At 61.9% G+C, this 12,390-nt stretch carries 7 protein-coding genes; all 7 read right to left on the bottom strand.

The window, feature by feature from the left end:
- The 7 genes from cobA to ACJY2L_RS04860 all read right to left on the bottom strand — a co-directional run bounded on the left by cobA (nt 1) and on the right by ACJY2L_RS04860 (nt 11,933).
- Nucleotides 1-843, bottom strand: a complete 843-nt coding sequence (gene cobA / locus ACJY2L_RS04890; RefSeq protein ID WP_439211944.1) for a uroporphyrinogen-III C-methyltransferase — start codon at nt 841-843, stop codon at nt 1-3.
- 14 nt (nt 844-857) lie between these two features.
- Nucleotides 858-3,464: a nitrate reductase gene (locus ACJY2L_RS04885; protein ID WP_439211943.1), complete on the bottom strand. Its 2,607-nt coding sequence runs from the start codon at nt 3,462-3,464 to the stop codon at nt 858-860.
- The gene (gene nirB / locus ACJY2L_RS04880; protein WP_439211942.1) at nt 3,461-7,531 is read right to left on the bottom strand and encodes a nitrite reductase large subunit NirB; all 4,071 of its coding nucleotides are present in this window, start codon (nt 7,529-7,531) and stop codon (nt 3,461-3,463) included. The genes ACJY2L_RS04885 and nirB overlap by 4 nt, the downstream gene beginning before the upstream one ends.
- Nucleotides 7,528-8,328, bottom strand: coding sequence for an ABC transporter ATP-binding protein (locus ACJY2L_RS04875; RefSeq protein ID WP_209499823.1), 801 nt, complete (start codon nt 8,326-8,328; stop codon nt 7,528-7,530). Before ACJY2L_RS04875 ends, nirB begins: the two co-directional genes overlap by 4 nt.
- 10 nt (nt 8,329-8,338) lie before the next feature.
- The gene (gene ntrB / locus ACJY2L_RS04870; protein WP_067430134.1) at nt 8,339-9,205 is read right to left on the bottom strand and encodes a nitrate ABC transporter permease; all 867 of its coding nucleotides are present in this window, start codon (nt 9,203-9,205) and stop codon (nt 8,339-8,341) included.
- Between the two features lie 10 nt (nt 9,206-9,215).
- Nucleotides 9,216-10,466, bottom strand: a complete 1,251-nt coding sequence (locus ACJY2L_RS04865) for a CmpA/NrtA family ABC transporter substrate-binding protein (RefSeq protein WP_439211941.1) — start codon at nt 10,464-10,466, stop codon at nt 9,216-9,218.
- 243 nt (nt 10,467-10,709) lie between these two features.
- The gene (locus tag ACJY2L_RS04860; RefSeq protein WP_439211940.1) at nt 10,710-11,933 is read right to left on the bottom strand and encodes a nitrate- and nitrite sensing domain-containing protein; all 1,224 of its coding nucleotides are present in this window, start codon (nt 11,931-11,933) and stop codon (nt 10,710-10,712) included.
- Nucleotides 11,934-12,390: the final 457 nt, after the last annotated feature.

Raw genomic sequence — 12,390 nt, 5'->3', positions numbered from 1 at the left:
TTACGACATAATAAGCGCGCTATCAATGTTGTGCGGCGCGGCAGCAGGCGCGGCACGGGCCGTTGCGGGTGCTACGTAAAGGTTTACCACCTCACCGACAATCAGCAAGGCGGGCGACTGCACCTGCTCTCTGCTTACCGTGTCGGCAAGTTCCTCAAGGGTGGTTACCAGCGTGCGTTGCTCAGGCCGTGTACCGCGTTCAACGATCGCCACCGGCGTCTGCGCGCTGCGGCCCGCCTGGCTGAGCTGATGTGCCAGTTCGCCGCACCAGCTCAACCCCATGTAAAACACCAGCGTCTGCCGCGCATCGCTCAGGCTGTGATAATCCATCTGCGGCTTGCCCTGCTTACCGTGGCCGGTGATCAGACGTACCGACTGTGCCATGTCACGATGCGTCAGCGGAATGCCGGTGGCCGCCGCGCAGCCCACCGCGGCGGTAATGCCCGGCACAACCTGCCAGTCGATACCCGCCTGCTGCAACGCCTGCATCTCCTCCCCGCCGCGACCAAAAACAAAGGGATCGCCCCCTTTCAGCCGAACCACGTCGTGACCGCCGCGCGCCAGATCCACCATCAGCTGATTGATATCCTGCTGCTTCATGCCGTGGCAGCCTGGTGATTTACCCACGTCAATCGCCAGCGCCTGCGCCGGTAGCAGCGCCAGCACCGCTTCGCTCACCAGCCGATCGTAAACCACCACCTTCGCCTGCTCAATCAGGCGCAGCGCCTTCACCGTCAGCAGATCGGGATCGCCCGGTCCGGCACCCACCAGCGACACGCGGCCCGGCAGGTCGCTGCCCTGCATATGAAAAAGCGTATTAATGCCAGCAATCTGTTGCGTCATGAGATTTACCTCGTTCAGGCGTGCGCAGGAAAGCGCGCAATCAGCTGTTTAAGTTCAGGAATGCAGGAGCCGCAGTTAGTGCCGCATTTGAGGCGCGCCCCCAGTGCGGCCAGGCTGTTGTCGCCAGCGGCGACCGCACACAGAATGGTCTGTTCGCCGGTACCGAAGCAGCTACAAACGGTGCGCCCGGCGTTCTCACGCTCGGCAGCGCGACCACCGAGCAGCGCATGGCGATCGGCGGCGCGGGTCGGTGGCGAGGCAAAAGCCGCATCAATGAATGCCAAATCAAGCTCTGGCACCCGCGGACCCAGCCACAGCGCCAGCATTAGCTCGCCATCACGCCAGGCCAGTAGGCGTAATTCGTTTGTGCCTTCCATGCGTTGACAGGCCATATCGTTGAGATCGAGTGCGCTAAGCAGTGCGGATAGTGGACCGCTGCCAGCCAGCTGATAGCGCGTCGCATGCGTATGGGGAATACGGCTCCACCATACGCCGTCGGCAAAGGTGACGTTGTCACGAGAAAACAGCGTGCCCTGCCAGTGACTTTGCCAGCGCGCAATCTGCACCGCGGTTTGTTTGCTCTCCGGCTGACCGGAAAGCGGACAGACCTGCGCCGCTACCAGCGCGCCCACGCTGCTCTGTGCCGCAAACTGGCGATTCCAGTGCATCGGCGCAAACAGCGTGCCCACCGGCTGATCGTCGGTCAGCACCGCGCGGGCGATCATCCAACCATGCGACGACTGCACGCGCACCAAATCCCGCGCCTGTAGCTGATAATCCGCCGCGTCCTGCGGATGCATTGCCACATACGGCTCACTGACGTGCTGCATCAGGCGTGGAACCTGGCCGGTGCGCGTCATGGTATGCCACTGATCGCGAATGCGGCCGGTGTTAAGCAGCAGCGGATACGCGGTCGTGCAGGCGGCGAGCGGCAGCCGCGGCGTCACCGCAATCAGTCGGGCGCGGCCGTCGGGGTAAAAAAAGCGCCGATCGCTGAACAGGCGCGCGGTGCCCTGCGGTGCGCTGGCGTTAACCGGCCATTGCACCGGCAGCAGGCGATCCCATTCCGCCACCGAGAGCGAGGCCAGCCCGCTGATATCAAACGCGCGGCTGCCGTGGTTTTCAAAACCGGAGAGTGCCGCATGCTCACAAAAAATTTCCGCTGGGTGGTGCCAGGCAAATGCCTGATGGAAACCGAGCCGTTGCGCCACCTGCGCCAGGATCCACCAGTCCGGGCGCGCCTCGCCCACCGGCGGCACAAAGGCGCGCTGACGAGAAATGCGGCGTTCGGAATTGGTCACGGTGCCATTTTTCTCGCCCCATGCCGCCGCGGGCAGGCAGATATGCGCCAGCTCACTGGTATCCGTCTGCGCAGCGACATCAGAGACGATCACCAGCGGGCAACGGGCAAGCGCCTGCCGCACGCGGCTGGCCTCCGGCAGCGATACCGCCGGATTGGTGCCCATGATCCAGATCGCTTTCACCTCGCCGCGGGCTACCGCATCAAACAGCGCCACCGCCGAGAGGCCCGGCTGTTGGGCGACCCGTTCACTGCCCCAGAAGCGTTGCAGGCGCGCCACGTTCTCTGCGCTGAAATCCATGTGCGCCGCCAGCTGAGTCGCCAGCCCGCCGACTTCACGCCCGCCCATGGCGTTTGGCTGGCCGGTGAGCGAGAACGGCCCGCTGCCGTTACGGCCGATTTTGCCACTCAGCAGATGGCAGTTAATGATGGCGTTGCACTTGTCGCTGCCGCTGGTGGACTGGTTAATCCCCATGCAGTAGAGCGTGAGCACGTTGCGTTGGCTGGCAAAGGCGCGATAAAACGCCGTTACCTGCTCTTCGCTGAGCTGGCAGTACGCGGCCACCTTTGCTGGCGACCAGTTGCTGGCCGCATCAAGCGCTGCCTCTACATCGGCCAGATGCGGCAGCATGCTGCTGTCGATGGCATGCTGCGCCAGCCAGTGCAGCAGACCGTTAAACAGCGCGGCGTCGCTGCCGGCACGCAGCGCCAGATGCACATCGGCGATATCACAGCTGGCGGTGCGGCGCGGATCGATCACCATCACCTGCATCGCTGGCCGCTGCAGCTTCGCCTGCACCAGCCGCTGCCAGAGCACCGGGTGCGCCCAGGCGGTATTGGAACCGCAAAGGATCACCAGATCGGCATGATCGAGATCCGCATAACTGCATGGCACGGCGTCGGCGCCAAAAGCGCGCTTGTAGCCCACCACTGCCGAGGCCATACAGAGCCGCGAATTGGTATCGATGTTGCCCGCACCGATAAATCCCTTCATCAGCTTGTTAGCGACATAATAATCTTCAGTCAGCAGCTGACCGGAAGCGTAAAACGCCACCGCCTGCGGGCCGTGCTGGTCAATGACCTGCTGCAGTCCGCTGGCTACCGCGTCGAGCGCCGTGTCCCAACTGACGCGACTGCCGTTGACATGGGGATAGCGCAACCTGCCCGTCTCGCCCAGCGTGTCGGCCAGCGCGGCGCCTTTCACGCAGAGCCGACCCGCATTAGCCGGATGTTCGCCGTCGCCGCTGACCTGTACTGCGCCCGCGTGCGACGTTACCGTCACGCCGCAGCCGACGCCGCAATAGGGGCAGGTGCTGTTCATGATGCCGCCGCCAGCGCAACGTCCAGCGGTGCATTCGCCACCCACACCATGCCTCCCTGCTCTTTCACCGGCCAGCAGCGCAGCCGACGGTCCGCCTGCTCCAGCGACTGACCGTCGCGCAGGCGAAAGCGCTGTTTGTAGAGCGGCGAGATCAGCACCGGTTCACCCGCCACGTCGCCCAGCAGCCCGCGCGACAGTACGCTCGCCTGGGTGCCTGGCTCAATATCATCCAGCGCATAGAGCGCGCCGTCGAAACGAAACAGCGCGATGCGATGGTTGCCCAGCCGTGCGCCGATACCCGCCTGCGCCGGAATGGTTTCCGGCGGGCAAATGGCGCTCCACGGCTCCTCCGGCAGCTGCATCACCGGAATAAGCGTCTCGGTTGACGGGCGTATCTGATCGCGTTCGTGTTGCCAGCGAATGGTTTCGTCGGCCGCCGTGCTGTTAACGGTAGCGGTAAAGCGTGCCAGATTTTCCGGCTGTTGCAGCGTGGTTTGCCATTCGCACTGGTAGCTGTCGACCACCGCCTGCATCTCCGCTTCCAGCTCGTCGCCCAGTCCCAGCGAATCGTTAATCACCACGTCGCGCAGATAGTCCAGGCCGCCTTCCAGATTATCCCTCCAGACGCTGGTGCGTTGCAGACGATCGGCGGTGCGGATGTAGAACATCAGCAGGCGATCGACATAACGGATCAGCGTGGCGTCATCAAGATCGCTGGCGAACAGGTCGGCATGACGCGGCTTCATGCCGCCGTTGCCGCAGACGTAAAGATTCCAGCCCTTTTCGGTGGCGATGACGCCAATGTCTTTGCTTTGCGCCTCGGCGCATTCTCGGGTGCAGCCGGAGACCGCCATTTTAATTTTATGCGGCGAACGCAGCCCTTTGTAGCGGTTCTCCAGCGCAATGGCGAAGCCAGTGGAATCCTTAACGCCGTAACGGCACCAGGTTGAACCGACGCACGATTTCACCGTGCGCAGCGACTTGCCGTAGGCGTGGCCGGTTTCAAAGCCTGCGGCCGCCAGCTGCTGCCAGATTTCCGGCAGCTGGGCCAACTGGGCGCCAAACAGGTCGATACGCTGGCCGCCGGTGATTTTGGTGTAGAGGTTATAGCGCTGCGCCACTTCGCCGATGGCCATTAATCCCTGAGGGGTAATCTCACCGGCCGGTATGCGCGGCACCACGGAATAGGTGCCATCTTTCTGAATATTGGCAAAGTAGCGATCGTTGGTGTCCTGCAGCGGCAGATGCTGCGGCTGTAGCAGATAATCGTTCCAGCAGGACGCGAGCAGCGAGCCCACCAGCGGTTTACAGATTTCGCAGCCGTGGCCGCGCCCGTGCTGTTTAATCAGCTGGTCAAAACTGTGAACATTGCCGACGCGGATCAGGTGATACAGCTCCTGACGCGACCAGGCAAAATGTTCGCAGATATCTTTTTTCACCTCCACGCCCAGCGTCTCCAGCTGGTGTTCCATCACCTGTTTCACCAGCGCCGCACAGCCGCCGCAGCCGGTGGCCGCTTTGGTGTGGCTTTTGATGGCGGCAACGGTGCCGTGGCCGTCGCTGACCGCCTGACAGATATCGCCTTTGCTGACGTTGTAACAGGAACAGATCTGCGCGCTGTCCGGCAGCGCCGCCACGCCGAGCGCTTTCACCGGCGCACCGGCGACCGCTGGCAGAATCAGCGTTTCCGGCTGGGCAGGCAGTGCCATCTCATTGAGCATCATCTGCAGCAGCGTGCTGTATTCGCTGCTGTCACCCACCAGCACCCCGCCCAGTAGCCGTTTACCGCTGCTGTCGACGACGATTTTCTTGTAGATCTCCTGCGGGCCGTTGGTCCAGTGATAGCTCTGGCTTTCCGGCGTGCGACCATGCGCATCGCCAAACGAGGCGACTTCCACGCCCAGCAGCTTGAGTTTGGTGCTCATGTCAGCGCCGCCAAAGGTGGTGGCTTCCCCGGCCAGCGCGGCTGCGGCCACCCGCGCCATCTGGTAACCTGGCGCCACCAGGCCAAACAGCTGACCGTTCCACAACGCGCATTCGCCGATGGCGAAAATCTGCTCATCGGAAGTGACGCAGCGATCGTCAACGCAGATGCCGCCACGCGGACCAAGCGTCAAACCCGCTTCACGCGCCAGGTTATCGCGCGGGCGAATCCCGGCGGAGAACAGCAGCAGATCGGTGTCCAGCGTTTCGCCATCGGCAAACTGCAGCCGCAGCGAGCCGTCGGGTTGACGGCTGATGTCACGTGTCTCTTTGCGGGTAAACACGTCAACGCCCAGCGCGTTGATTTTGCGCGCCAGCATCTGCGCGCCGCCGTCATCCAGCTGCACCGCCATCAGGCGCGGCGCAAATTCCACCACGCTGGTGGCAAGGCCGAGCTGCTTCAGCGCGTTGGCCGCTTCCAGCCCCAGTAGACCGCCGCCGATCACCGTGCCGCGACGCGCCTGTTTCGCGCGGGCGGCAATCGCGTCGAGATCGTCCAGCGTGCGATAGACATGGCAGCCGGGCAGATCGTGGCCGGGCACCGGCGGCACGAAGGCGTAAGAGCCGGTGGCGAGCACCAGCTTGTCAAAGGCGAGTTCCCGGCCGGTGGCGTCGCGCAGGCAGCGGCGCTGACGATCGATCGCCACCACTTCGCAGCCGCTACGCAACTCGATGGCGTTGTCGCTAAAAAAGTCGCCGCTGACCAGGCAAAGATCGGCGTGCGTGCGGCCAGCAAAATAGTCTGAAAGATGCACGCGGTCATAGGCGGTGTGCCGCTCCTCGCCGTAAACCACGATGTGATAGTGCTGATGCAGGCCTTTCGCGACCAGCTGCTCAAGAAAATGGTGGCCTACCATGCCGTGGCCAATCACTGCTAAAACCGGTTTCATCATCGTATTCCCCGCAGCCCGTGGCTGCTGTTCAGACGTCTCAAGATCAAATAGCGCGTCGGCGGTGACCGGCGCCTGTTGCTGTAGTTTTTCCTGCAGCGCGTTGGCCTGGCGGCTGTCGCCATACAGCACGACGCCGCACAGCCGCCCGTCGCGCAGAAAGAGTCGGCGATAGTGCTGGCTCAGGGGATCAAAGCTGGTGTAACCGGGCAGGGATTCGCTGATGTCGCCCGCGCTGAACAGGCTGATGCCGCTGACCTTCAACCGCGTACCCTCGTCAACGGCGCGGTAATCGTCGATCGGCTGTCCGGCCAGCCGGTGCGCCAATACCGCTGCCTGCGCCAGGCACGGTGCCAGCAGGCCAACGGTCTCGCCGTTGATTTCGGCGCATTCCCCCAGCGCGCTGATGGCCGGATCGGCAGTACACAGCTGGCCGTCAACCAGAATGCCTTTGCCGCATGCCAGGCCTGCCGCGGCTGCCAGCCGCTTTTCCGGCACTACGCCAGTGGCAATAACCACCTGCTTCGCCGCCAGTGTGCTGCCATCATCTAGCGTGACACTGTCACTATTAATCTGCATCAGTTGCTGATTAACCCGAATATGTAGCCCGCGCGCTTCCAGCGTATGTCGCAGCAGTTCGCCTGCGCGGCGGTCAAGTTGTCGGTCAAGCAGATGCCCCTGACGGTGCACCAGCGTGACCTCTCGTCCCTGTTGACGCAGCGCCGCGGCGGCTTCAATGCCTAATAAACCTCCGCCCAGCACCACCACCGGCCCGGATGCCGCCAGCATCCATTTTACGTCGGCGTAGGCGCGGAACCCTTTGACGTGCATCAAGTTTGCGCCGGGGATGGCGGGAATAAACGGTAACGAACCGGTGGCAAATACCAGCAAATCCCAGGCGATCTCATGACGATCGGTGCGCAACCTGCGCGCCGGGCGGTCAACCGCCTGCACGCTTTCGCCGCTGTATAACGTAATGCCCTGCTGCTGATACCAGCTCAGCGGATGCAGCAGCGTTGCGGCAAAATCTTTCTCGCCCGCCAGCACCGGCGACAGCTGGATGCGGTTGTAGTTGCCGCCCGGCTCACGGCCAATAATGGTGATGCGGTAACGCGTTGGCGCCAGCTGCAGCAGGGTTTCCACCATGCGCAGCGCCGCCATGCCGTTACCGATCACCACCAGATGCGGTTTCATGCCTGCTCCTGTGCCGTCACAATCTGCTTTTCATAAAGAAAGTGCAGGATCTGCTGGCGCAGATGGTGATAGTGCGGGTTATCCGCCAGCGCCACTCGCGAGCGTGGACGCGGCAGATCGATCGCCAGGATCTCGCCCACCGTCGCCGCCGGGCCATTGGTCATCATTAGCACCCGATCGGAGAGCAGCACGGCTTCATCGACGTCGTGCGTGATCAGCACAATGGTGGTATTGAGCTTCTGTTGAATGCGCATCACGGCGTCCTGTAGATGGGCGCGCGTCAGCGCATCAAGTGCGCCAAAAGGCTCATCAAGCAGCAGCACCCTCGGCTTCATCGCCAGCGCTCTGGCGATGCCCACCCGCTGTTTCATGCCGCCTGAGATCTCACCGGGCCGTTTATCCAGGGCGTGCGCCATCTGCACCAACTCGAGGTTATGGACAATCCACGCCTGCTTTTCAGCCTTGCTCATGGTGCCTTTGAACACCTGATCCACCGCCAGCGCGACGTTCTCGCGACAGGTCAGCCACGGCAGCAGCGAGTGGTTCTGAAACACCACCGCGCGCTCCGGGCCTGGCCCGCTGATTTCCCGCTGGTCGCAGATCAGGCCGCCGCTGGAGGGCAGCGTCAGTCCGGCGATCAGATTGAGCAGCGTTGATTTGCCGCAGCCGGAATGGCCGATCAGACTGAGGGTTTCCCCTTCGCGGATAGCAAAGCTCACCCGATCGAGCGCCAGAAAATCGCCGCTGGCGGTGGTAAAACGCTGGCTGACCTGCTCTACCTGAATAATGTTACGCATTGGCTACTCCTTAACGGTTTTCCCAGCTGAATCGACGTGCCAGCAGCATCAGCGCCTGTTCAAGCAGCAGGCCAACCACGCCGATGATCACAATGGCGACCAGGATGTTTTCCACATTGAGGTTGTTCCACTCGTTCCAGATCCAGAAGCCGATACCCAGGCCGCCGGTGAGCATTTCTGCCGCGACGATCACCAGCCAGGCGATGCCCACCGAGAGGCGCACGCCAGTCAGCACCGCAGGCAGCACCGCCGGAAACAGGATTTTGCGCATCACCGTCCACTCCGACAGGTTCAACACCCGCGCCACGTTGAGGTAATCCTGGGGAATACGCTGCACGCCCTCGGCGGTGTTAATCACCATCGGCCAGACAGAACAGATAAAAATGGTCCAGCTTGAGGCCGGTTCCGCGCGCTGAAACAGCAGCAGCCCAATCGGCAGCCAGGCGAGCGGGCTGACCGGGCGCAGCAATGCGATGATCGGGTTACACATGCTGGCCAGAAAGCGGTAACGCCCGAGCAGAAAGCCCGCCGGAATGCCGACCAGCGCCGCCAGCCCAAACCCGACCGCCACGCGCTGTAACGACGCCAGCACGTTCCAGCCGATGCCGCGATCGTTGGGACCGCCGTTATAGAAAGGGTCAGCAAACAGCGTCACCGCCGCCTGCCAGGTGGTCCAGGGACCAGGAAAGCCGCTGCTCCAGATGGCGGCCATTTGCCATACCATCAGCAGCAGCACGATGCCACACAGGCCGGGCAGCAGCCGCTGAATCAGCGGCCGTAACCAGGGCGCGCGACGCCTGACGGCCGCGGGCGGTAAAGGAAGCACCTCGGCGGAGGGCGAATCAGGGCGACGGAGCGCAACTATTTGGCTTTTCATGGGGCAATCCTCAACGTTTAATCGCGAAATGGGCGGCATAGGCGGCAGGATCGCTGCCATCCCAGACGCTGCCGTCAAACAGCGTGCTGCTGCGCAGTGACGTGGCGGGCACGCTGATATTGCCGACCGCGCTGGCCGCCTGCTGATAGATATCAATGCGGTTGACCTGACGGGCGACCGCCAGATAATCGGGATCCTGCTTCAGGAGGCCCCAGCGTTTCTGCTGGGTTAAAAACCACATGCCGTCGGAGAGCCACGGATAGCTCACCGCGCCGTCATTAAAGAAGCGCATCGGGTGCGCATCCTGCCAGCGTTTGCCGAGACCATCCTCGTAGCGGCCGAGCATGCGCCCTTCAAGGGTCTCAACGCGGGTATTGATCCAGGCGCGTTGGGCGATTACACGGGCGGTTTCCTGACGGTTCGCCTCAGAGGCGTCGATCCAGCGCGCGGCATCGAGCACCGCGGCGGTGAGCGCACGGGCGGTATGGGGATGCTCCGCCACCCAGTTAGCCCGCGTTGCCAGCACTTTTTCGGGATGATCGGGCCAGATCGCCTGCGATGTGGTGGCGGTGAAGCCAAGGTTGTCGCTGATAGCGCGCTGATTCCACGGCTCGCCCACGCAGTAACCGTTCAGGTTGCCTATTTTCATGTTCATCACCATCTGCGGCGGCGGTACCACGACCGTGCGCACGTCGGTAAAGGGATTGATACCGGCGCTGGCGAGCCAGTAATAGAGCCACATCGCGTGGGTGCTGGTGGGAAAGGTATGAGCAAAGGTGTAACTGCCCTTCTCTTTGGCGGCGATGGCGCGTTGCAGAGTGGCACCATCGGTGATCTTCATCTCCTGTAACTGGCGCGATAGCGTGATCGCCTGGCCGTTGTTGTTCAGGGTCATCAAGACCGCCATGTCATGCTGTGGACCGGCAACGCCCAGTTGCAGGCCATAAATCATGCCGTAGAGGGCATGTGCCGCATCCAGCTCGCCGGAGGTAAGTTTGTCGCGCACCGCCGCCCAACTCGCCTCTTTGCTCGGCTGCAGCTGCAGGCCATATTTCTTATCGAAGCCTTTTACCGCGGCCATAATCACCGGTGCGCAGTCGGTGAGCGGAATAAACCCGACGCGCAGCGCGCTTTTTTCCGGTGCGTCAGAACCGGCGGCCCATACCGCGTTGCGCAAACCGGGCAGCATATAGCTGACGCCCGTCACCGCGCCTGCCAGAAGAAACTGCCGTCTTGACCAGCTACCCGTTGCTTTCGTCATCATCGCTTCCCGAAAAAAAGAGACAAAAAAAGGCGTCCTTCGCGCTGCCGGAGCATGCGAATGGACGCCTTTATCCAAAGCACTCGTATCACCGCCGTTGGCGAAACAAGTGCGTGTCGTATTGTCGTTATCTTCTTGCAAAGGCTGTGCCAGCTGTAAAAAGCCCTGCTGGCGCGGCGCTTAACGCGCGTCGGGAGGCTGAATGCACCAGCGTGACGCAGATCGCGCACGCTGGCTGTGCAGCTAGCGCGGCGCGGCTGCGCTCAGTGCTGCCGAGACCGACAGCAGTGCCTGGGCAATGTCGATCACCCGTTTATTCTGATTCATCGCAGTTTTACGCAGCGTCTGCCACGCCTGCTGTTCATCATATTGATGCTGCTGCATCAGCCAGGCCTTGGCCTGTTCAATCACCTTGCGCTCCTGCACCGTTTCGCGCATTGCTGCCAGCTCATCGCTCTGGCGCTGTAAGCGCTGCGCCTGCTCCCGCACCAGCGCCAGCAGCGAACGCCCGCCGGGCTGCGGCAACGCATCGCTCTCTGCGGATGGCTGGCTGCCAGTGAGCCAGAAACCGTGCCAGCTCTCAGAGGACGGCGTGGGCACCGGCGGTACCGGCGCGCCCTGCGGCGTCTGCACCTCAGCCATCGCCAGCTCGCAGCAGGCCATCAGCGCGGTCACCAGTCGATCTTCAATCTGCTTCATGGCGTCAATGCGTCGCGTTAGCGCCTGATACCAGCGCAGCGCACCGTTTTCACTGTGACCACGCGTGCAGGCGATGCGTCGCAGCCGCTCAATATCGCCGTCTGCATCGGCCATCTGCTGCCAGTGGTGCAGACTTTGCGCATCGGCAAACTGACTGAACAGCCCAAAGCTGCGCTCCTGCGCCTCAATCAGCGCCACAATGGTGTCGCTCTGTTGGGCATTAAACACGCCGGCGGCAAAGCCCGCTGAACCGGTGGCCCGTTCCTGTCCCGCCAGCTCTTTACCCTGCATGAAGCTGAACAGCGCGGTCAGCGCACGCGAAATTCGCGGCTCGTCGGCGCTGTCGGCCACTTCAAATACCAGCGCCAGCAGCTGATGAATCACCTGGCTAAACGCCGCCATCGCGTCACTGTGGCTGATGCGCTGCTCACGAACCTGCTGACGCAGCGCCGTCAGAGAATCAAGTCCATAAAGCGCACAGGCGATACGGCTGAACAGGCGGCTGTGGCTGGCGTGTGGCGTGGCCGCGGGCATCACCGCATCCAGTTGCAGCAGCGCCGCGCTAACCTGCTGTTCGGCCAGCGCCAGCGCATCGGCAAATAGCGTGCCCTGCGAACAGAGCCAGATATTGGACGCGCCACGCTCGCGCTGCAGCAGATGCACCAGCTGACTAACCTGGCTGATAAAGCGTCCGGTTTGCCGAAGCTGCGCCAGGTTGGCCATTTCACTCTGTTGTGAGGCAATAAGATAATCTGCTGCCTGTAACATCGCCTGCTCCTGTAATGATCGGTTACTGACTGGAGGGCAAGCAAAAGTCATGCCTGTCTGGCAGAAACAGCAGCGTTCAAAGGGTTATTCAGCGGGTAAAGAGCCGTAAAACAGGCGCAGCGGTGGCGGTTTTGTCCGAAATAATTGCCGTTATCGCTGACTGGCCTCTGGTTAAAAATGGCGCATAATGCTTTAGTGCATCTTGATAATTAGGCAGTGGCGTTACCAGTAAGTAGCGAGTAGCGGCACAAATGCCACCTGGCGTTAAGTCCATCCATTAATTTTGTTAAACCACGGCTGCTGGCCGCGTGCCTGCTCGCCTGGCCCCCTTTTACATCGGGTCGAATTATCATGTTCATGGAACGCATGCAATAGTTTCAAATCCCAAAAGTGTCATGTAGACTGAATGCCGCACTATCTTTATGTAAAACTGAGTAATTTTGCGTCCCGTTTTCGC

It is taken from the genome of Duffyella sp. Ts4 (assembly GCF_051851875.1).
GTDB lineage: Bacteria > Pseudomonadota > Gammaproteobacteria > Enterobacterales > Enterobacteriaceae > Duffyella > Duffyella gerundensis.
This window is presented reverse-complemented; position numbering and strand designations above follow the sequence as displayed.